The organism is Chryseobacterium gregarium DSM 19109 (genome assembly GCF_000430845.1).
Taxonomy (GTDB): domain Bacteria; phylum Bacteroidota; class Bacteroidia; order Flavobacteriales; family Weeksellaceae; genus Chryseobacterium; species Chryseobacterium gregarium.
Map to the genome: position 1 here is coordinate 15,719 of NZ_AUMU01000010.1, position 20,406 is coordinate 36,124.

The window sequence follows — 20,406 nt, forward strand, 5'->3', positions numbered from 1 at the left end:
TCAGCTGACCAGCCAATCTTTAAAAACCTTCACCCGGTCACGGCTTACCGTAATATCTTCCTGCGGCTGAAACTCCATCTCCACTTTATAATTGGGGGAAGTATGGATATTTTTAATGTATCCGGAATTGATGATAAACTGCCGGTTTACTCTGAAAAAATTCTTTGCATCCAGCACTTCTTCCAGCTCATCCAGAGTGAAATCCGACGGATAGGCCCTTTCCCGGGTCTGCAGGTAAACAATTTTATTTTCACTGAAAAAGCAGCTGATCTCATGGGTCTGGACTATTTTCAGATTATATCCTATTTTAACCAGAATCCTGGAAAGCGTGGTTTTTTCCGTTTTGATTAACTGCTTGATCTCCTGCGAACTGACAGAATGATCCGATGGGAGAAAGGATTTGAATTTTTCAATGGCTCCGGATAGGTCTTCATCCAGGATCGGTTTTAAAAGATAATCAATACTGTTTAATTTGAAGGCTTTCAGCGTATACTGGTCAAAGGCTGTAGTATAAATGATGAAGGCTTTTGTCGGGATCTTTTCAAAAATATCGAATGATAAACCGTCCCCTAAGACAATATCAGAAAAAATAAGCTGCGGATGTTCATGTTCAGCAAACCACTGAACGCCTTCCTCTACAGATTCTATTTTGGCAACCACTTCGATTTCAGGAAATTCATTAAACATTCTTTCCAATTTCCTTGAAGCCGGCTTTTCGTCTTCGATAATGACTGTTTTGATCATTGGGTTTTCTTTTTCCGATTTAAAATTCCGAATAAAAATACTCAAAATTGAGCAGACCTTAAAACTGAATCGGTTTCTTCGTTTTATTCATTTCTTTTTCCATTACTTCCCTTTCCCATTCACCATCCAGGACAAACAGCCTTACCGCTTTTGTTATCAGGATAATACCCCAGATCAGAAGGATGACAGAGCCGTTCCACACAGAGAAATTAAAAATCCCTTTTTCAATGATATCATCATACAGGATGATAAAAGAAATGATTCCGAACCATAAAAGGCTTTTATAGAATTTCTTCAATTCGCTGACTCTTTGTTGTGCCTGATTGTAGTTCATTTTTATTTTATTTTAAGATTAATAGTATGGTTAAATTGTTTTGATATTCTTTGTCTCCTCTTGCATAAGCTCTTTGATCTTTTTCTCTTCCCAGCTCTTCCCGATGCCGAACGTATTGATCGCATGGGCGGCAATACCTATTCCCCAGCCTAACATCGGCCAGAAAAACCAAAGATATTCCTTAGAGGTCATAAGATTCAGAACGATAAGAAATGGAATGACCATGCAGTAGGAAGTAAGATTCCCGTAAAACCCTTTTAATTCCTTTACTCTTCTTGCGGCTCTTTCATAAGCTGCATCCTCTTTGTTGAATTGTGTTTCCATATTTTTTATTTTAAGATGAATTGTTTGTTTTTGTTGAGACAAATATAGGTTAGTACAGTACTTCAAATCAATTTTATCTTACCGAACGGCAGGAAATGACACCCGAATGGTAAAAATCCCGACTCAACGAAGAATCGGGATTTTATCTGCTGTACCGTTTGCCGGTTTAGCTTAAGATATAAGGTTTAAATAACCTGAGCTCAGAATAAAGAATTTATTTTATCACAACCCCTGACAAAGAATATTTCCTGATCTCCTAATAAATAAACGGAATGAGTTTCTTGGTTTTCCGTCTGTATTCCAGATATTCTTCACCAAACTGCTCAATCAGGGCCTTTTCTTCAATCCTGATCCTGTAACTGAAAGCGATGAACGGAGGAACGATGGCAAAAATAAGTGACAGCCAGTTATTTAAATACAATCCGAGTCCCAGGGAAGTCAATAACGAAAATGCATAAGAGGGATGCCTTACGTACCGGTAAAATCCTTGCTTTTTAATTTTATGATCCTGCCGTATCGTCACATCTACGGTAAAATACTTACCGAGAGACCTGATGATGATAAACCGGACCATAATTCCGGCCAGAATAAAAACCATCCCCACATACAGGATCCAAACCTCATCTGAAATCGGGAATTCTGTATAGTCAGAAGATATAACCGCGCCTGCTATTGAAAAAGGAATGGCAATCCAGAGGAAATTCAGCGTTGAATGATCTTTGCCTTTCTTGTCTTTTTCACCGGACTTCAGCATATTTTTGTAAAGAAATTCACTTAAAAACCAGGCAAACATAGAACCGGCAAATATAATCTGTAATGTATTCATTATTTATTAAAAGCCTGAAGCTTTATTGTATTTGTCGTGATTCTCTTTTTCCATCAATTCTTTAATTTTCTTCTCTTCCCAATTGCTTCCGAAGATAAACGCGGGAACAAATACACGCAGCGCATAAACGGCGACACCAATTCCCCAGAATATCGGAAGGGTAAAATATTTCAGATGCCAGATGCTTTCATGGGGTTTTAATTCCCTGTAATTCATTAGTAAAATAAAAATATTTACGGCTACATAAATAAAGATAAAAACATAGAAGTTCTTAATTTTCTTTACTCTTCTTTCTGCTTCTTTGTACTTGATGTCGTCTTGGTCTATAGTGTTCATGAGATTATTTCTAGATTTTGTTTTGTTTTTCCATGATTTTTCTGATTTTCTTTTCTTCCCAGCTTTTACCGACGGCAAAGACATTCATCCCGTGTGCCGCAATTCCGATTCCCCACCCCAGCATAGGAAAATAAAACCAGATGTCATCAGGGCTGGTCATTAAATTGATGATAATTAAAACAGGAATCACGATGCAGTATGAAATAAGGTTTCCGTAAAAACTTTTGATCTCCTTCACCCGTTTCTGGGCTCTTTCGTAGGCTTTGCTTTTATCCTCAGATTTAATATTGACTTCATTGGGCTTAGAGACTAGTACCGGAAGTTTTACTTTAAAATAATCTCCGGACTTTTCAATAAAAACGTTGCGCTTCGTAAGCAGGGCATATCTTTGTACAATATTCGATAATCCGATTCCTGAACTCTCCTTGATCTGCTCCCTTACCTGCAGGTTGTTTTCAATACACAGCGTATCATTTTCTGAAAATATTTTAATAATCAGCGGTTTTGCGGAAGTGGCAAAATTATGTTTGATACAGTTTTCAAGAAGCAGCTGCAGAGACAGCGGAACCACAAACCTGCGGTAATCTTCTTTCCGGACGTTAAATTCAAAATCCACGCTGTCTTCAAACCTTGTTTTCAGTAAATTACAGTAGGTTTTTGCAAATTCCAGTTCATCTTCCACCGTTACCAGTTCTTTGTCTTTTTGCTCCAGGACATACCGGTAAATCTTTGACATAGAAGCGGTAAACTTCTGGGCCTGCCGTGGATTTTCATCTATTAATGAGCTTAATACATTTAAGGAATTAAACAGGAAATGAGGATCCAGCTGGTTTTTCAGGCTTTCAAACTGGGCGTTTGCCGATTTTGCAATCAGTTTCTGCTCCACCACTTCTTTTCTGGATGTTTTTTTCAGCTCTTCCATAAAGCCCCGGGCATGGAGAAAAGCGGAGATCAGGAGTGCCACATTGATGGTAAACCAATTGATGAAATTGTATTTTCCCGAGAAATATTCTTCGGTGGTTGCGGTTTTCTGAAAAATAACAAAGTTCACATAATTACAGAAATACACCAGGATGATATTGGCAATTAAGATCGAAACAATACTGATAACAGCTCTTTTGGTGGTTGCTTCGGACCAGGGGAACTTTTTATTCAGAAAATCATTGATCAGCCCGTTCCCCATCCCTAACACGAATGAGTACATCAGGCAGACGGCAACGGTGAGCACAAAGTTTTCCAGGTTCTTTTCATGGGTAAAGCCAAAGAAAAAAACCATGGAAGTGCCTAGTGATATCCAGCATAAAGTAATAAGGTTCTTACGTTTCATGATTGATTTTCTTGATTCAAAATTAACGGATATTACGGCTATGGCCAACTATTTTCTGCTGAAACGTTGTTTTCCGTCACTGAAGGGCATAAAAAAACCTTCCGCCGCCGGAAGGTTAGTATATATATTTCTACTGTTATTTTTTAGCTCCGTTAATGAAATATTCGGCTTCTGCCTTGCCCCAGTTCGGTTCTAATGCAGATTTCGGGGTATAGGAATTAAATTTTGCCAAAGCATCCTTAAACTGCTCCATTCCTTTGGTCTTGCTGCCTCCGTACTGTTCAGGCGTAAAGTAAGTATCCTCTGCCTTAATTAAAGCGATTCTCGGATTGGCAGGATCCAGTTTTTCAGCCTTTTTGAGTTCTTCGGTGGCTTTCATCCCGTCTGTCATATATCTTTCCTGAGGATTAACCATCATTTTTAAAGAATACATCATTTTGCTTAACAGATGGATTTCCGAATTATCAGTAGGTGCAACGTGAGAGGCAGCCTCAATGTATTTTCCGGCTACGCCTGCTATAAAATCAAGATCATCGGTTTTTCCCTGCTGCTGCTGCATTCGCCCTTTCTGGATGTTGGCTAAAGCAGCATAGTAAAACGGCAGCCAGTTGTTTTCATCCTTCCCTGCAATCCGGTGAAAATTATTGGATAGTGCCGTGAATTCTTCAGGGGTTTTTGACGTTTCAATTTTAGCAATGTTTTCTTTCATTGCTTTTTCATAATCAGATTGGGCGAAAGCTGTTAAACTTACAAAAGCTAAAGCAAAGCTTAATAGATATTTCTTCATTTTTCTTATTTTTTAAAGGTTGTATTTTATAAATTATTCAAAGATATGTATTAATTTAGATAGTTAAATGACCAAAATTGTCGTTTATCTGTATTTTTATAGGTTATTGTTAATGGCATCCTGTGTCTTATCCACTCCGAAGCTGATAAAAGCCCCTATAAAAACAAAGGTATTTACGGGCGGAACTACGGCTGATCTTCTTGCCCCGTCTCCTGAATTTGAAAAGTTATATCCGTATACATTTTTAGATCCTAATATATTGGAAACACTCAATACCAATATGGTAAAGGCCTTTGCATCTTTTTTACCCAGGTTCGGAAGGTAATTCAGGCTGAAGTTCAGGGCATTAAAACTCTTCAGGCGGCCTTCATGCCTGATATAATATTCAGGCTCTCCATTAAAATTTTTGGAAGCGATATCATAATAAGGACGCCCTTTTGCATAGGTATAAGAGAGATTAAAACCGGTTTTCCATTGGGTCACAAACTTTTTTGCCACTGCGGATATCGTATGTTCTGAAGCGAAATTAGGTTTCAGGCTAAAAGGATAATTCATAAAGTCTCTTTTGGAATCCAGAAAAGAATAGCTGATCCAGTAGTCGATATTGTTAAATGTTTTTTTATCCCTCCAGAAAAGTTCCAGCCCTTTGGCATAGCCATATCCATTATTATTATCGGCAGTCTGGACATATTGATTCTGACCGTCAACATACGGCAGGTTTTTAACTTTCAGCAAATCATCATATTTTTTGTAAAAAGCTTCAAACCTCAGGCTCCTTCTGTCTGTCGCCCTCTGGATCTGGAAAATATAATGCTGTGATTTCTGAAAGTCCAGGCTTATCGGCCTATTGATGTATTTACTTTCCGGGTTCTGGTAGAAAAGTCCGTATGCCAGAGAAGTAGTCCAGTCTTTGGCCAGACGGTAAGCTAAGGCTAAACGAGGTGCCATATTGCTTTTTCCAAGATAAGAGGAATGCTCTGCCCTCACTCCTATTTTTGCAGACAGGTGATTACTGAACCCCAGATCGGTCTCCACAAAGGTTGCTGAAATCAGATCTTTATAATTCTTCTCAGCAAAATCATTGAAGTTCATTTTTTCACTTGAGCTATTTAACTCAAATCCTCCCCGCAGTGCGCTGATTTTGTTGATCTTTCTTTCCAGGACTGCTTTAAAGTTAATGTAATTTCCATCTGTTAAGATATTTGTACTCCCTGTTTCTCTATTATTTTTTTCTGTTGAAAAATTAAGATCTGACCAGTTAAAGGAATAAGAAGTCCCTGCATTCAGCAGGTATTTCCCGAATTTTTGCCTGAATGAGAGATTATGATATGTATTTTTTCCTTTCAGATTAACCAACGAAAAATCATTTTCAGGTTCCAGGCTTGACGTTTTTACCCCCAGACTGTTGGCACTGTACATGCCATAGTATTTAAAAAACCCTCCTGATTTTGTTTTGATCCTGAAATTAAAGTCGCTATTGATACCATTCGGCGCATCCGTAAAGCTGGTGTTAAAATTAAAGATTTCCTGCATCAGTTTCAGGTTGGAATATCCTAAACTTGCCCCGTAAGAATAGTTCTTATTGTCACTCAATTTCTGAAAACTTCCGTTCAGAAAGATGGGTGAAACCCCGAAATCGTAAGAATTCTGGTCCGGAAGATCCACGCTTTCCAGCATCAGGGCACCGGATAAAGCCTGCCCGTACAAAGCAGAATACCCACCGCTTGAAAATATATTTCCTTTGAAAAGCGAAGTATTGAAACGGTCCCGGCCTGCGATTCCCGGCACTGAATTGGAGAAATAATTGTTGATCAGGCTTCCGTCCATAAAGATTTTTGACTCAGCCCCGGTTCCGCCTCTGATGAAAAGCCCTTCCGTTTCGCCTACTTTCTGTACCCCTGGAAGATAAGTCAGTGCTGAAGATATCTGCCCGTTTGCTCCTGCTGTAGTATAAATATCAATCGGGGTCAGAAGTGCCGTTGCCCTCTTTTTGTCGCTGGCTTCAATAGAGCCTGCGGACACCACCACCGCATCGATTTCATTAATCTGTTCTTTCAGCTCTGCATTGATGAAAAGCTCCTGGTTTTCAACAACAACAGATTTTTCTACGTCATCGTATTTCGGGTGGGTGAAGGTTAAAACCTGGGTTCCTTTTTCCGAAGTTTCAAAAGAGAAATTTCCGTCTGCATCAGTAGTTGCTCCGTCGTAGGTATTCTTTAAGGTAACATTCACCTCTCCTACTCCCTTGTTTTTATACGTTACTTTACCTGAAATCTTTACCTGGGCAAAGTTTAAGGTAAGGGATAAAAAAGAAATTAGAAATAGTATTTTTGTTTTCATAACTGATGATTTCGATTCAAAAGTATGACGAAATTCTGCTGCTGCTCAATTTTTGTTACCGAATGGTTGGTTTTGTATGCTGAGCCGTTGGTTTTGTTTTTTTGATGCAGGAATGGAAATATTTTTAAGAATATGCTGCCTGCTTCTATCGGCCAGACTTTATTTTTTAGTGCAGATAGATTGGCCACCCCGTCATCGGAGGGGAATTTTTATAACAGATGGGTATGTCAATAGCTATTAATTAATCGGAATACAGAAATCTACAATCATTTTTCCTTTGGGGTGTTCCCTGAAATTGGTGTGATACACTTCAAAAGGAAAGGCTTTCCGCATGGAATAGTGGTTTTCATTCATCCATAAAAACAGGGAAACCCAGCACTGCTCAAAATCTTCCAGCGTAAATTTACCGCTTCCGACGATAAATTTACCTGCTTCTACAGTTTCAGGAAAAACTTCAGCTTCCTGCCGCTTTAAGGGTTCATCCAGAAGCATACATGCATGAATCCTCACTTTATCCGGTGATGTTACCTTAAAGCTGTCATGATACACGGAAAGCATTTTTACATTTTCGCGTGGAAATAATTTCTTTGTTTCTGCCCAATCGATCAGGATATTAAAAGAAGCCTCTACGTGGGCAATCCCAAGACTCATTACTGCTGCCAGATTCATTTCCGGAAGATCCGTTACTTTAATGTTTAAATTCATTTTAGTCCAGTTTAAAAGATTTTCTATTTGGTAAATGTACTGACTGAAAACGGCATTGATTTGTCCGTTCCTGCTGTGTTCTGCAGAAATTCTGTGAAAACTTTCGGGTGCTGACTTTCTGAATGCGGAAGGAGATAACCCGTAATGCTTTTTAAAGGTTCTGTTAAAAGAAGAATGACTGGAAAATCCGAACTGAAGGTAAATATCCCTGACCTGTATATTCTTCCGTGAAGCCAGGTAGAACGCACATCTCTCAATTCTTCTCCGCATCATATAGCCCAGCACGGTTTCCCCTGTAATCAGCTTGAAAATCCTGTGAAAATGAAACGGTGAATAGGCAGCGGCTTCTGAAATGATTTCCAGCGTAAGCTCTGTATCTGAATGATCGTCAATATACCGGATGGCATTAACAATTCTTTTTTTATATTCTTCCACTTCAGTTTATTTGCTGCAAAAATACCAGGATCAAATGAAAACAACTTATCTTTTATTGCTAAACGGTTCCGGATAGATAATAAACACAATCCATTAAAAAGCCGTCAGCACTTTTACAGTAATGACGGCTAATTATTTAAATACACAATACGTATTTTATTCCCTGATTACATCTATTTTTACAGTGTCAGGGATCTGAGTTTTTTTATCTGCTGTTCCGCATTTTTGTTTTTAGGGCTAAGTTTAAAAGACTGTTCATAGTTTTTAACCGCTAATTCTTTTTCTTCTAGCTCTGCATAGATTTCCCCCAGGCTGTCGAATGCATTGGAGCTCGTGGGATACAGGTAAACATTCAGTTTAAAGAATTCCAGAGCATCTTTCATCCTTTTTTGGGAAATAAGTTTATAGCCCCAATTTAACTTCTTCTTCCGTCAGAATGAAATCCTTATTGCTTTTTTTGAGCCTTTTTACCGTTTCAGTTATATTTTTGTATCCGCTTTTGTCTAAATTGGCTTTTAACAATTTTGCCGATGAGGATAATCCGAAACCATTGGCTTCTTTCATATCAGGAATAAATAACCCGGCAAGTTCATCGATAAATACATCGGGTACTGCACCGGACAGGTTGGTCAGTATGATAACAGACAGATCATCCTTGGGATAGACAAATACGGCAGATCGTCCTCCGCCTACAGGAGCGAGAGCAGGATGATCTGCCCGGCTCACTACCGGCCATCCTGCAGCATAGCCGTTCAACAGACTGCTGAAACCTGCTGTTTTTCCATTATTCAGTAAAGCTGGCTTCCAAAGGGCTTCCAGACTGGAAGGTTTTTTAAGAAGTTTCATATTTTGCAGCGCGATGATCCAGTCAGCGATTTCCGTTGCAGTAGAACTCATCCCGGCTGCTGTCTGTAATCCTTCAGGAAATGAAAAGAACATATTATTCAGTCTGCCTTTTGAAAACTGGTAACTGTCGGCGGCATTCATCACCAGTTCTTTTGTGGCCCCGAAACCGGATCTGATGGTTTTTTCCATTCCTGCTTTTTGTAACTGCTCTTTGATAATAAATTCCTGAAAGGGCATTCCGCTCAACTTATCAATGATACGCCCAAGCAGAAAATAATTGGTCTGATTATAGCTGAATTTTTCGCCGGGCCTGAAATCATTAGGCATCGAAATGACCCTATTCCATGCTTTTTCAATAGTAGGAGCGATCATCACAGATTCTTCTTCGTCTACCATGTCCGGGATTCCGGATGTATGAGATAAAAGCTGCTGAACGGTAACGGATTTCCAGGTTTCAGGTAGGTCTGTAAGATACTCGGAAACCGGTGAATCCAACTTTAATTTTCCAGCTTCTGCCAGCTGGACTATCGCAACACCGGTAAATGCTTTTGTGATGGAATTAATCGTAAATACGGTCTTATCACTTACAGGTATAGAATTCTGTATATTGGACAGCCCATAATTTCCTGTTTTTATAATTTTCCCATGTCTTATTACTGCCAGCTCCAAACCGGGGATCCTTTTCTTCTGCATCTGATTCTGAATGAACAGATCAATACTGTCCTTCTGAGCAAATAGTGATGATACCCCCGAAAAAATGAGAACTACAGGGAATAGTTTTTTCGTAAAAAATTTCATGATAACTTAAGTTTTTTTAAGATTTTTTTAAATCTGGCGGGCCAAAGGTATGAAAATGTGTATAAATTCCACTGAATGAAAAAACCTGAGGAGTACTATCGAATTTCCGAAAATCTTTTCTACATTTAACATTATTCACTTAAATCATTCAAAATGAAAAGTAAAACATTAGTATTATTAGCCGGATCTGCCCTTCTTGCTGTTTCGTGCGGCACTACCAATACCTATCAGGTGATGTCTAAAAGCAGTACCCAGACAGGCGGAACCGCAAAGTTTACCCAAAAAGGGAATGAAGTCATTATGAAACTGGATGTCACCAACCTTACTCCCGGGATCCATGCGGTACATATTCATGAAAAAGGCGACTGTTCAGCGGCGGACGGAACGTCAACGGGCGGACACTGGAACCCTTCTAAAAATGACCATGGAAAATGGGGCGCCGAACATTTCCATATGGGGGATATCGGTAACCTCACGGCTGACCAGAGCGGGAATGCCATGCTCACATTCAAGACTGATAAATGGTGCCTTGGATGTACCGATGAATCTAAGAATATCATCGGTAAAGGCCTGATCATCCATGCGGCGGCAGATGATTTTCATACCCAGCCGACAGGTAATGCCGGAGAAAGAGTAGGCTGTATAGAAATTAAATAAGCCCTACTGCCTTTATAAAAAAGAACCGCTGATTTCCATCAGCAGTTCTTTTTTTATCTGTATTATTGATGAGGTTATGATTTTACGCTCATGTCTGCAATAATATTCATTGCTTCCTGAAGGTAGGTGTCTTTTCTCATATTTTTAATCCACATTTCAGATTTTTTCTTGAATGCTTCATCTTTTTTCTCTCTTTCCATTTCTGCAGGAAACATCATGAATTTCAGTCCGTTATCAAACTTCGTCAATACTTTGAACTTTTCTATCTGAGCTTTTCTCTGCTTCATCACTTCATTGAATTTGTTGATATTCAAAGTAATGGTCTCCTCTTTATCCAGTTGTTCTCTCCACTTCGCAGATTCCAGTAATAACTGATAATTGTTGTTTTTAGCCATTCTGCCTGAGCTTTTAGCTTCCAAAGCTTTGATATCGAAATAGTTCAGTTTCTGAAAACCCGTTGCCGGAATCTTGTCCCATGCCAATGCATAATCATCATATCTTTCCCCGATTTCGGCATACGTAAAGAAATCTTTCATCTGGATATCGGAAATAATCCCTTTTCTCTGAGTAGATTCTCCTGTTATCCTGTAGAACTTCTGGATCGTCAGTTTTAAAGATCCGAAATCATCTTCCGTATTCAGGAATCTGTTTAAATCAACAAATGTCTGAACAGTTCCTTTTCCGAAAGACTGGGGTGAACCGATAATCATAGCCCTGCCGTAATCCTGCATAACACCGGCTAAGATTTCAGAAGCTGAAGCTGAAAGTTCGTTCTGCATGATAACCAACGGACCTGTCCAGATCGGGGTCTCATTCTTATTCTTTAGAGTCTGGATTTTCCCGTTTCCGTCTTTCACCTGTACGTAAGGCCCGGCCTGCATGAAAAGACCCATAATATCCCCTACTTCTGTTAATGAACCTCCACCGTTATTTCTTAAGTCTAAAACAATGCCTTCAATGTTCTGGGCTTTCAGTTTAATAATCTCATTTTTAATGTCATCCGAAGCATTTCTTCCGTTCGGATTTTCAAAATCAGCATTGAAGCTCGGCAGATTGATAAAACCATATTTTTTTCCGTTTGGAGAATTGACTACGATACTTCTTGCGAAAGTATCTTCAATAGCCACTTCCTCACGGATCATGGTCACATCTTTAATGCTCCCGTCTTTTTTCTGAACCGTCAGCGTTACCGGCGTTCCTTTTTCACCTCTGATCAGACGTACCGCTTCATCAGAAAGCATTCCCACTACATTTACGGCATCTTCTTTCGGTTTAGATCTTACCTTTAAGATTTTATCCCCTTCAGAAAGCTGTTTCGATTTCCAGGCAGGTGCTCCGATAGTCAAAGCTCCCAAATATAGGTTTCCTTTTTTCTCCTGGATGATGGCACCGATCCCGATTACTTTTCCTGTAAAATTGGTATCAAAGTCTTCTTTATCCTTCGGAGAATAATAGTTGGTATGCGGATCGAATACTTCAGTATATGCATTCATATATACAGTAAACCAATCCATCTTTTTTCTTTTCTTGAATCTCGTAAATGTCTCTTTTACCAGGTCTTTTACCTCATCAGTAGCTTTTTTAAGCTTCTGGTCTGCCGCAAGCGGCTGGTATTTGATCGTATCTTTAAGATTATATTTCTGAACAGAATCCTTTTTCTCTTTCTGAGCTTCTTCCTTGCTGTTCATAGATTCAATTTCCTGAAGGATATTGTACTTGATAAACTTTTTCCACTCGGTATACTGTTCCTGCTTGTTGGCTGGCACTTTTTTAATCTTCGGTTCAAGCGTCAGGCTTTCATTTTCTTCCAGATTGATCGGTTTGCTGAAAATATCCTGGGTGATCTTATCGATTTCGTCTACCCTTTGGTATAATCTGTCGATTGTTAATTTATAAAATGTAAGATCTCCCTGATTAATATAGTCATCAAGCTTGGTTTCATGCTTTCCGAATTCATCCATATCCGACTGAAGGAAGTATCTTTTACCCGAATCCACCAATTCGAAATAATGCTTGTAAACATCTTTAGAATAAGCATCATTGATAGGTTTCGGGCTGTAATGTAAGTAAGAAAGAGTATTTTTTACGCTCACCATTATCGTCTGCATCTTTTCGTCATCATTCTTTGGCGAGTTGAAACAAAACATTAGACTTGTTAATGGAATCAGGAGCAAAAATTTATTCAGTTTAAAATTTTTCCACATAAATCTGTAATGTATTTTAATATTTTTTTTTAAAAGTATTTGTAATAAGTAGTAATTTTCAATTTATTGTTACGAACTATCAAATTTAATACCTTATTTATAAATATGAGATAGTTTTAAGGCTTTTTGTTAAAATAGATGCCTTCCGGTAAGTTCACAGAGCTTAACCGTTATTTAATTAACTGAAATAACGCTGCTTAGAAGTGACTTTATTAAGTGTAAAGATAAAATCCGTGAATATTAGAATCTCTCTTATTTTATTGGATCACGATGCTTTTTGTTCTGACTGTATGGGCAGAAAAATATCCCAAAGCTCCGTTGCTGATATTGCCCGGCGGGTTGGCCGGTGTGATTCCGCCTCCCGGGCCGCCTCCTGAAAGCTGCAGAAGAGCGGAATAAAAAGTATAGACATTGGTATCAATAGACTGCATCTCCACATGGATCACATCTCCTGCCACCACTTTAATATCATCTGCTTCTTCATCATCATTCGGCAGCAGCAGAGGCCTCTGGTTCGGGAGCCCGTTGTTCACATTGTCAGAAAATTCCGAGAAGAATTTTTTAGGATTGTTATTGACCGTATAAATGAAAAGATATCGGTTTCCTAAAGCGGGAGGATCTGTAAAGACCGGCAGAAGAGTGTAGCTTGTCTCTCCTCCTACCATAAAAGAATCCTGCTCAAGCCCTTCGAAATCTACCGGCTGGGGCATGGTACTCTGTGCGGTGTACTGCTGCCCTTCAGCATTGATTTTCAGCATATAAACTCTTCCGGGCTGCCCTGTAAACGAGGAAGCCTGATAAGTCCCGTTGCCTACATACTGCATGGTCTCCGTTTGTCCGGTATTGTCGCTTAAAACGACCTGAGCATTGGCAACAGCCGGATACTGATTGGCTTGGGTAAAGGCTACAGATTTTGTTATTTTTACAAAATAAGGCCCTGCCTGATCGGTTATATTTCCTTCGATAACGATTTTCCCGCTTTGATTTTCCAGGTCAAGATCGATTTCTTTTTCGCAGGCTGTGACCAGAAATAAGGTGACTAGAATTAAAAATATATTTTTCATCAGTTAAAATTTAAAATTATACGTGATATTCGGCACCCATTTGAACAGCGAAGTCTGCATGGCCCGCGTTGTTCCGGGTTTGTCCGGATTGTCTTCAAAAGTAATGGTGTAGGCATTTTCACGTCCGTAGATGTTGTAAATCCCAAACGACCAGGAACCTTTAAATCGCTTGTTGCCTCCCGGCTCGTAAGTAGCATTCAGGTCCATCCGGTGATAGGCGGGCATCCTATCGGCATTTCGGCTGCTGTACTGGAAGATCGTCTGTCCGTTCAGCTCGTACTTTCCGGTGGGGAATGTTACGGCATTTCCGGTACTGTAAAGGAATAATCCTGAAAAAGACCATTTCGGGTTCAGCTCATAGGTGGCTACCACCGAAAGGTCATGGGTCTTATCCACCCTTGCATTGTACCATTCATTATCATTGATCCCGTTTATTTTCCTTTCTGTTTTGGATAAGGTATAGGAAATCCAGCCGGTGAGTTTTCCGCTTTTCTTTTTGGCAATTATTTCAAGACCGTAAGCCCTCCCTTTCCCGAAAAGCAGTTCACTTTCTACATCGGCTGCAGTATCAAATGAGATCTGTGCTCCGTTTTTATAGTCGATCTGATTCTGCATCGATTTGTAATATACCTCGGCATTCAGCTCGTAATTATTATTGTTAAAATTCCGGCTGTAGCCGGCACTTACCTGATCTGCAATTTCCGGTTTTACCGTATAACTGCTTCCGATCCACTGATCGGTAGGGTTTCCGCTTCCGCTGTTGCTCAGCAGGTGCAGGTTCTGGGTATTCCGGGAATAGCCTCCTTTTACGCTGCTCACTTCATTGATCCTGTAATTCGCGGTAATCCTCGGTTCAAGATTAACGTACGTTTTTCCGAATTTCCCTTTTTCCAGAAATTTGGAACCGGTCAATATGCCGTTTTCATAGGTGTTAAAAGTATCACCGCCTAAAACACTGAACAGCGAAAGCCTCGCCCCGTAATTGATGGTCAGTTTTTCTGTTGCCTTGAAATCATCATTCATATACAATGCATTTTCCCAGGAATACCTTGAGTTTCTCGGAAAGCTGCTTACACTGGTCCCGGAAGCACTGCTTGGCGTGATGGTGTGATAAATAGACTGTAAACCGAAACGGACAGAATGCCTATTTCCGGCAAACCAGGTAAAATCCTGCTTAAGGTTCCAGTCATCAATCACAGAATCGAGCCCGAAAGTATTATTGTTGCTGCTTAGGCTTACATTATAATTGTAATTGCTGTAGATCAGGGATGTATTGGAGAATAATTTACTGCTGATGATGCTGTTCCAGCGTAAAGTAGCCGTTGTATTTCCCCAGTCTGTAGAAAAAGTATCTCCCAGCCCCAAAACATCCCTTCCGAAATAGCCTGATAAATAAAGACGGTTATTTTCATTGATCTGGTAATTCGCTTTCAAATTCAAATCATAAAAATATAGCTTGCTGTCTTTAAAATCATCCGTGGCTTTCAGAAATACATCAGCATACGTTCTTCTTCCTGAAACGATAAAAGAAGACTTTTCCCTCTGGATAGGCCCTTCTACACTGAGTCTGCTGCTGATCAGCCCGATTCCCCCATTGATATTGTAATCTTTATTGTTCCCGTCCTTCATCTTGACATCCAAAACCGAAGAAAGCCTTCCTCCGTACTGGGCCGGACTGTTTCCTTTGATGATACTGGCATCTTTGAGGGCATCACTGTTAAAGGTACTGAAAAATCCGAGAAGGTGGGAAGCATTGTATACCGCTGCTTCATCCAACAGAATAAGGTTCTGGTCGGTGGCCCCTCCTCTTACGCTGAACCCGCTGCTCCCTTCACCGTTGCTTTTGATTCCCGGTAAGAGCTGTATGGTTTTCATCACATCTTTTTCACCGAATAGCACAGGAAGTTTCTCAATATTTTTAATGCTTAACGTTTCCATTCCCATCTGCGCGGAAGACAGGTTCCTGTCTTTTTTTATTCCTGAAATCACCACCTCATCAATCTTTCCGGTTCTTTCTTCTTCTTCTTCTCCGGAATCCAGCTGTAAATCCTGCTTGATGTTGTCTTCAACGGTAATGCTCTGCTGAAAGTCTTTAAAGCCGGGATTGGAAACCATCAGCCGGTAGGTCCCTTTCGGAAGGGAAAGCGAGTAAAAGCCGTATTCATTGGCAACCACAGAAATGGAAGGGACTTCAGCAACCCTTACGGTAACACCGATCAGCAATTCGCCGTTTTTCTTGTCTTTTACCGTACCGCTTACCGAGTACTGCTGCGCAAAAACAACGGTACTGAAACAGATTGCTGCTGCGGAAGTGGCCGCCTTTAAAAGGAATGTCTGCATGGTTTACTTTTTATTATTGTAACGCTTATAATTATTTTAAGTCACTTGTAAAATATGAATACCATAGAATCAGCGGCAGATCATAAAAAGAGTGTTCTCACGGCAAATGACCCGCAATAATACGATTTAATAATGTATTACTGCGTTACAAAAACGCCGGAACGGATAAAATATTTTGCGGTTTCAGAATCATAATGAAGAAATAACTGGCTTTAAGATTATTATTCCGGTGATGGATGTATTAACACTCGATGACTTCAGGTAAAATTATCATGGAGTATTTATATTACATCGTATATTTGTTAAAATTAAAAATATAATATGGAAAGACCTCTTATTCTGGTTACGAATGATGATGGAATCACAGCACCTGGTATCAGAAATCTTGTCAGTTTTATGAACGAAATCGGAGACGTAATGGTGGTAGCGCCGAACTCTCCGCAAAGCGGTAAAGGCCACGCCATTACCATCAATTCCACCCTGAGTTATGAAGAAGTACAGCTTGAAGGCCCACAGACGGATTTTTCATGCAGCGGAACACCTGTAGACTGTGTAAAAATGGCACTTGATAAAATTTTACCGAGAAGGCCGGATATTGTGGTTTCAGGAATTAATCACGGAGCCAACTCTTCCATCAATGTCATTTATTCAGGAACTATGTCTGCAGCCGTTGAGGCCGGTGTGGAAAGTATTCCCGCCATTGGATTTTCATTACTTGATTTCAGTTGGGAAGCAGATTTTACACAGGCGAAAGAATATATTCAGAGCATTGTTAAAAGAACACTGGAAAATCCTATGCCTAAAGGAGTTGTTTTAAATGTTAACATCCCGAAACTTTTAAAAGAAGAAATTAAAGGCGTGAAGGTCTGCAAGCAGGCTCATGCCAAATGGGAAGAAAATTTTGACGAAAGGATAAATCCCCACGGTAAAAAATACTACTGGCTGACCGGATATTTCAATAATATGGATGAATCCGAAGATGCTGATGAAACGGCTTTGGCCAACGGATATATCTCAATTGTTCCTGTGAAGTTTGACTTAACAGCGTATGAGTATATGAATACACTGAGCGAGGTAATGAAGTTTGAATAATGTATCAGAAACTAGACAATCCTGTTTATAATTCACTTAATGAATACCACAAAAATTTTTGTTTAAACTTTGGAGATTCTAAGTTTTATAATCCTGAAGTTGCGGCTTTCGGTGGTTCAGTAAAGATAGCAAAAGATAAAGATATCGCAGAATATTTAAAAATCTGTGATGATTTTCTTATTTTCGGAGTTAGGCCTCAAGATAATTTTACAAAAGTATTATCTCAGCTTGTCTGTGACCAATATATTTTAGAAAAGACAATTAACCTGGATTTTACAGAAGAAATAGTCCTTTTACAAGAGGAAAATAACGAAGAACTTTTTTGTTTTATTAAAAAATTCTATCCTTATTACTTTAAAAACAGAACTCCGGAAATGGGCCGTTATTTTGGCATTTTTAAGAACAATAAACTGGTAGCAGTTACGGGTGAAAGAATGCAGATGGCCGATATGACTGAAGTAAGCGCTGTTATTACAGATACTGATTATCATGGAAAAGGCTATGCCAAACAACTTATTGCCTTTATTACCGATAAAATATTTGCAGATCATAAGACCCCTTTTCTCCATGTGGCGGAAAATAATACTGGCGCTAAAAAACTTTACGATAAATTAGGTTTCAATCACAGAGGAACCATCAATTTATGGAGTGTAAAGGGGTAGTTTTTACCCCTTTATTTTATTTCTTGTTACTTCTCCTTATTTGATAGAATTTTCATTCATTTATTTAGAAGAAATTCAAGTTTTGTTCATTCATTAAATACATTCATTTAAAAGAGGATTTTATCTTCTCTTCTCAATTCTTCCAGATATTTGATTTTATCATCCCGGTAAAAAAGGTTCATTGTTTCAAAAGGGATCAATTTTAAATCTTTATTAACGATATGAACGCACGATTTTTTCACGGCACGGACATCAAAATCATGGGCATCCATAAAATTCATTATGATAATCCTGAACAGATTGTCATAATCCAGGTTCGGAGCCGATACGTCCGGCAGGCAGCACAGTAACTGATTGACTTTAGGCTGTACCTTGTCTACAGAAATTCCCGTGCTGAAAATATCCAGGAGCTTCATCTGAAGACCGCTGTCCTGCTCATATACAATCGTATTCTTGGTTTCATTATTCAACAGGTCAGCTGGATTGATATATCGGGTTAAAGGAATGATTTCGCCTTCCAGTTTCAGGATATATCCCATTGCCAAAGCATCGGGATTGCAAGGAACCGGAATAATGTCATCTCCGTTGAGAAGCGGAAACTGGTTTAGGATTTCCTGCCTTACCTCCGTCAACGTTATTTTTTCATGTGCAGAATCATCGCGGTTCCTGCCTGCAATTTCCACAGGCTGAAAGGTAATGCCGCGGACACATTTCTGCTTTAAGGCAAATTCAATAATCTTTCCGATTTCATCGATATTTTTATCTTTCTGGAGAACAATTACCAGCGTAGTAGAAAGGTTCAAAGCATTAAGCTTTTCCAGCGCTTTCATCCGGATATTGGTAAGGTCTTTTCCTCTGAAATCCTGCAGTACTTCAGGTTTAAAGGAGTCAAACTGAAGATAAACTTCAAACTCCGGGGCATACGCAGCCAGCTTTTCTGCAAAACCCGGATCATTGGCAATTCGCACCCCATTAGTATTTAACATCAGATGCTTGATTGGTTTTGATTTGGCAATATCCATGATTTTAAAAAACTCAGGATGGATCGTCGGTTCTCCGCCGCTGATCTGTACCACATCAGGCTCCCCTTCATTTTTAACGATAATATCGAACATCGCTTCGATTTCTTCCAGGGTTCTGTGGCTTCCGTAGTGCGGCGAAGACATAGCATAACAGGTCGGGCAGGTAAGATTGCAGCGGTCTGTTACTTCTACGATAGAAAGGCAGCTGTGCTGCTCATGGTCAACACACAGGCCACAGTCATAAGGACAGCCATATTCAACATCGGTCCCGAAATGGACCGGCATTTCAGACGCTTTGTTATAGTTTCTGATGTTTTTATAATAATGGACATCGGAAGCAATTTTCGTCTTAAAAAAGCCATGATCCGGACATCTTTTGGTCATAAAAACAGCTTCGTCTTCAATGATGATCTTAGCGCCTACCCTTTTGAGGCATTCCGGGCAAAGACTGATGGTATAATCGTAATAGGTATAATTTCTTACAGGCATAATTTGGATTTTTACATTCCTCCGCAGACAAATCCGCTGATCAGACCGCAGATTAACAATGAGATCAGCATGGTCAGCAGGAACTGTTTGGTTGAAAATTTACGGCCGTCTTTGCTTTCATAAATAAGTTTGACAAAAACAGTAATAATCAGTGAGACAAATAATGAGACCCCGAGAATGATCAGAATGATCATCGCGACCAATCCTCCCAGGCCTCCGACTTCCAAAAGCGTTAGCGTTTTCATATTTTCTTGGTATTTTTTATGACCGGTAAACGGGTCTCTTCTTTAATCTTATAAATGTAATAAATAATTATGCAAATACACACGATCTGAATTGTTCCTAAATTTCCAACCAGCTCTATCCGTGGCTTGAGAAAGTCTAGTATCAACCTGAAGGTAAAATAACTGAGCATAAATAGCTTGAATATAAAGCCTGACGGAAACTCCATTTTCCCCTGAGCCGTTTTTAAGCAGATCCAGAGAATGACCAGAAAAGCAATTTCATAGAGCGCAACGGGATGCCTCAGGTACTGGTCTCCCAGATGCATTCCGAAAACCGAATCAGTAGGGATTCCATAGGTTTCTTCATGAATTCCTGTCAGGAAACACCCGATCCTACCGATTATCATGGCCAACATCAAGGGATAAACCATCAGATCTCCGGTGCTTGTTTTATGGCAGACTATTTTTTTCGCCAGCTCCACGCCTGCTAATCCGAAAGCCAGTCCGCCCACGATGGTATTGTTGGTCCAGAATGTCTTTATGCTAAAATGCGCAAAAAGTTGATACGGGTTTTCCAGGTTACCGATCAACTTGGAACCGATTAAAGCCCCTGCAGTGGCGCCAATTAAAACTGCCGCCGACGTGTTGAACGAAACTTTTTCTGCTGATTTTCTTTTTAAATAGAAATAATACCGCATCCCGATAAATATCCCTAAAGTTTCAAAAACAGGGTGTGCAAGAACCGTCTTACCGAAAATCTGAAAAGTGACAGGGAAATCCATGAATTCAAAAATAAGGTTATTTTTTTGTAATGCAGGAAAATAATATTTTTCAGAAGCCTAAAGCATTT

General features: G+C 39.6%; 20 protein-coding genes. 3 read left to right on the top strand and 17 right to left on the bottom strand.

Annotated features, from left to right (window positions below; all coding sequences use genetic code 11):
- From H561_RS0112125 to H561_RS22420, 11 genes are all read right to left on the bottom strand, one after another.
- Entirely contained in the window at positions 1-744 is a 744-nt protein-coding gene (locus tag H561_RS0112125; protein WP_081411660.1) for a LytR/AlgR family response regulator transcription factor, read from the bottom strand.
- Between the two features lie 58 nt (positions 745-802).
- A complete protein-coding gene (locus tag H561_RS0112130) occupies positions 803-1,078 on the bottom strand; it encodes a 2TM domain-containing protein (RefSeq protein WP_027387259.1) in 276 nt (91 codons plus the stop codon).
- Between the two features lie 30 nt (positions 1,079-1,108).
- A complete protein-coding gene (locus H561_RS0112135) occupies positions 1,109-1,402 on the bottom strand; it encodes a 2TM domain-containing protein (RefSeq protein ID WP_027387260.1) in 294 nt (97 codons plus the stop codon).
- A gap of 256 nt (positions 1,403-1,658) precedes the next feature.
- A complete protein-coding gene (locus H561_RS0112140) occupies positions 1,659-2,228 on the bottom strand; it encodes a methyltransferase family protein (protein ID WP_027387261.1) in 570 nt (189 codons plus the stop codon).
- 6 nt (positions 2,229-2,234) lie between these two features.
- Entirely contained in the window at positions 2,235-2,564 is a 330-nt protein-coding gene (locus H561_RS0112145; protein ID WP_027387262.1) for a 2TM domain-containing protein, read from the bottom strand.
- 10 nt (positions 2,565-2,574) lie between these two features.
- Positions 2,575-3,891, bottom strand: a complete 1,317-nt coding sequence (locus tag H561_RS0112150) for a 2TM domain-containing protein (RefSeq protein ID WP_027387263.1) — start codon at positions 3,889-3,891, stop codon at positions 2,575-2,577.
- A 136-nt stretch (positions 3,892-4,027) separates the two neighbouring features.
- The gene (locus H561_RS0112155) at positions 4,028-4,678 is read right to left on the bottom strand and encodes a hypothetical protein (protein ID WP_027387264.1); all 651 of its coding nucleotides are present in this window, start codon (positions 4,676-4,678) and stop codon (positions 4,028-4,030) included.
- A 96-nt stretch (positions 4,679-4,774) separates the two neighbouring features.
- On the bottom strand, positions 4,775-7,018 hold the full coding sequence (locus H561_RS0112160) for a TonB-dependent receptor (protein WP_027387265.1): 2,244 nt from the start codon (positions 7,016-7,018) through the stop codon (positions 4,775-4,777).
- Positions 7,019-7,255: 237 nt separating this feature from the next.
- Positions 7,256-8,158, bottom strand: coding sequence for an AraC family transcriptional regulator (locus H561_RS0112170; RefSeq protein ID WP_027387267.1), 903 nt, complete (start codon positions 8,156-8,158; stop codon positions 7,256-7,258).
- 179 nt (positions 8,159-8,337) lie between these two features.
- Positions 8,338-8,541, bottom strand: coding sequence for a hypothetical protein (locus H561_RS24295; RefSeq protein WP_228372264.1), 204 nt, complete (start codon positions 8,539-8,541; stop codon positions 8,338-8,340).
- 19 nt (positions 8,542-8,560) lie between these two features.
- A complete protein-coding gene (locus tag H561_RS22420; protein WP_228372265.1) occupies positions 8,561-9,802 on the bottom strand; it encodes a serine hydrolase domain-containing protein in 1,242 nt (413 codons plus the stop codon).
- Between the two features lie 153 nt (positions 9,803-9,955).
- Here H561_RS22420 and H561_RS0112180 point away from each other — a divergent pair, with 153 nt between their 5' ends.
- Positions 9,956-10,459, top strand: a complete 504-nt coding sequence (locus H561_RS0112180; RefSeq protein WP_027387268.1) for a superoxide dismutase family protein — start codon at positions 9,956-9,958, stop codon at positions 10,457-10,459.
- Between the two features lie 74 nt (positions 10,460-10,533).
- Here H561_RS0112180 and H561_RS0112185 read toward each other — a convergent pair whose 3' ends face one another.
- The 3 genes from H561_RS0112185 to H561_RS0112195 form a co-directional block, all read right to left on the bottom strand.
- Entirely contained in the window at positions 10,534-12,663 is a 2,130-nt protein-coding gene (locus tag H561_RS0112185) for a carboxy terminal-processing peptidase (RefSeq protein ID WP_027387269.1), read from the bottom strand.
- A 257-nt stretch (positions 12,664-12,920) separates the two neighbouring features.
- Positions 12,921-13,727, bottom strand: a complete 807-nt coding sequence (locus H561_RS0112190; RefSeq protein ID WP_027387270.1) for a DUF4249 domain-containing protein — start codon at positions 13,725-13,727, stop codon at positions 12,921-12,923.
- 3 nt (positions 13,728-13,730) lie between these two features.
- Positions 13,731-16,067: a TonB-dependent receptor gene (locus tag H561_RS0112195; protein ID WP_027387271.1), complete on the bottom strand. Its 2,337-nt coding sequence runs from the start codon at positions 16,065-16,067 to the stop codon at positions 13,731-13,733.
- A gap of 321 nt (positions 16,068-16,388) precedes the next feature.
- Between H561_RS0112195 and surE the strand changes: the two genes are divergently transcribed.
- Together surE and H561_RS0112205 are read left to right on the top strand one after the other, a co-directional pair.
- Positions 16,389-17,159 carry a 5'/3'-nucleotidase SurE gene (gene surE, locus H561_RS0112200; RefSeq protein WP_027387272.1) on the top strand — a complete coding sequence of 257 codons (771 nt, stop codon included), beginning with the start codon at positions 16,389-16,391 and terminating at the stop codon, positions 17,157-17,159.
- The gene (locus H561_RS0112205) at positions 17,159-17,821 is read left to right on the top strand and encodes a GNAT family N-acetyltransferase (RefSeq protein ID WP_027387273.1); all 663 of its coding nucleotides are present in this window, start codon (positions 17,159-17,161) and stop codon (positions 17,819-17,821) included. Before surE ends, H561_RS0112205 begins: the two co-directional genes overlap by 1 nt.
- Before the next feature lie 107 nt (positions 17,822-17,928).
- On the opposite strand, the gene H561_RS0112210 is transcribed toward H561_RS0112205, so the two are convergent.
- From H561_RS0112210 to H561_RS0112220, 3 genes are read right to left on the bottom strand one after another with little or no spacing between them, the layout of a single operon-like run.
- Positions 17,929-19,332: a radical SAM protein gene (locus tag H561_RS0112210; RefSeq protein WP_027387274.1), complete on the bottom strand. Its 1,404-nt coding sequence runs from the start codon at positions 19,330-19,332 to the stop codon at positions 17,929-17,931.
- 11 nt (positions 19,333-19,343) lie between these two features.
- A complete protein-coding gene (locus H561_RS0112215; protein ID WP_027387275.1) occupies positions 19,344-19,577 on the bottom strand; it encodes a hypothetical protein in 234 nt (77 codons plus the stop codon).
- On the bottom strand, positions 19,574-20,338 hold the full coding sequence (locus tag H561_RS0112220) for a prolipoprotein diacylglyceryl transferase (RefSeq protein WP_027387276.1): 765 nt from the start codon (positions 20,336-20,338) through the stop codon (positions 19,574-19,576). The genes H561_RS0112215 and H561_RS0112220 overlap by 4 nt, the downstream gene beginning before the upstream one ends.
- Positions 20,339-20,406: the final 68 nt, after the last annotated feature.

Bases quoted from the DNA above. Each gene is read 5' to 3' on its own strand.
- surE (WP_027387272.1), top strand. From the start codon at position 16,389: ATGGAAAGACCTCTTATTCTGGTTACGAATGATGATGGAATCACAGCA.
- H561_RS0112160 (WP_027387265.1), bottom strand. From the start codon at position 7,018: ATGAAAACAAAAATACTATTTCTAATTTCTTTTTTATCCCTTACCTTA.
- H561_RS0112185 (WP_027387269.1), bottom strand. From the start codon at position 12,663: ATGTGGAAAAATTTTAAACTGAATAAATTTTTGCTCCTGATTCCATTA.
- H561_RS0112130 (WP_027387259.1), bottom strand. From the start codon at position 1,078: ATGAACTACAATCAGGCACAACAAAGAGTCAGCGAATTGAAGAAATTC.
- H561_RS0112220 (WP_027387276.1), bottom strand. From the start codon at position 20,338: ATGGATTTCCCTGTCACTTTTCAGATTTTCGGTAAGACGGTTCTTGCA.
- H561_RS0112150 (WP_027387263.1), bottom strand. From the start codon at position 3,891: ATGAAACGTAAGAACCTTATTACTTTATGCTGGATATCACTAGGCACT.
- H561_RS0112215 (WP_027387275.1), bottom strand. From the start codon at position 19,577: ATGAAAACGCTAACGCTTTTGGAAGTCGGAGGCCTGGGAGGATTGGTC.
- H561_RS24295 (WP_228372264.1), bottom strand. From the start codon at position 8,541: ATGAAAGATGCTCTGGAATTCTTTAAACTGAATGTTTACCTGTATCCC.
- H561_RS0112180 (WP_027387268.1), top strand. From the start codon at position 9,956: ATGAAAAGTAAAACATTAGTATTATTAGCCGGATCTGCCCTTCTTGCT.
- H561_RS0112205 (WP_027387273.1), top strand. From the start codon at position 17,159: ATGTATCAGAAACTAGACAATCCTGTTTATAATTCACTTAATGAATAC.
- H561_RS0112145 (WP_027387262.1), bottom strand. From the start codon at position 2,564: ATGAACACTATAGACCAAGACGACATCAAGTACAAAGAAGCAGAAAGA.
- H561_RS0112190 (WP_027387270.1), bottom strand. From the start codon at position 13,727: ATGAAAAATATATTTTTAATTCTAGTCACCTTATTTCTGGTCACAGCC.
- H561_RS0112125 (WP_081411660.1), bottom strand. From the start codon at position 744: ATGATCAAAACAGTCATTATCGAAGACGAAAAGCCGGCTTCAAGGAAA.
- H561_RS0112135 (WP_027387260.1), bottom strand. From the start codon at position 1,402: ATGGAAACACAATTCAACAAAGAGGATGCAGCTTATGAAAGAGCCGCA.
- H561_RS0112140 (WP_027387261.1), bottom strand. From the start codon at position 2,228: ATGAATACATTACAGATTATATTTGCCGGTTCTATGTTTGCCTGGTTT.
- H561_RS0112155 (WP_027387264.1), bottom strand. From the start codon at position 4,678: ATGAAGAAATATCTATTAAGCTTTGCTTTAGCTTTTGTAAGTTTAACA.
- H561_RS22420 (WP_228372265.1), bottom strand. From the start codon at position 9,802: ATGAAATTTTTTACGAAAAAACTATTCCCTGTAGTTCTCATTTTTTCG.
- H561_RS0112210 (WP_027387274.1), bottom strand. From the start codon at position 19,332: ATGCCTGTAAGAAATTATACCTATTACGATTATACCATCAGTCTTTGC.
- H561_RS0112195 (WP_027387271.1), bottom strand. From the start codon at position 16,067: ATGCAGACATTCCTTTTAAAGGCGGCCACTTCCGCAGCAGCAATCTGT.